1 protein-coding gene is annotated in these 255 nt (G+C 59.6%); it reads left to right on the top strand.

Annotation, left to right across the window (positions count from 1 at the left end):
• Window positions 1-255, top strand: a 255-nt coding sequence (locus I6F17_RS37515; protein ID WP_225190492.1) for a DUF4082 domain-containing protein, incomplete at both ends; no start/stop codon positions are given.

Below are 255 nucleotides of genomic sequence, written 5' to 3'. Positions count from 1 at the left end.
ATACCAGCCCCGTCGAAGTCGGAGTCAAGTTCACCGCATCGGTGAACGGGACAATAACCGGCCTGCGCTTCTACAAGGGTTCGTTGAATACCGGTCCCCATATTGCGGATCTCTGGAGCTCGACCGGTACCCTGCTTGCAACCGCGACGTTCACGAACGAGACCGCCTCCGGCTGGCAGCAGGTCAATTTCTCCACCCCGGTCGCGATCACGGCAGGGACCACGTACGTCGCGTCCTATCACACCAACGGCAATT

Origin of the sequence: Bradyrhizobium sp. NBAIM18 (assembly GCF_020193825.1) — a bacterium.
GTDB classification, from domain to species: domain Bacteria; phylum Pseudomonadota; class Alphaproteobacteria; order Rhizobiales; family Xanthobacteraceae; genus Bradyrhizobium; species Bradyrhizobium yuanmingense.
This window is presented reverse-complemented; position numbering and strand designations above follow the sequence as displayed.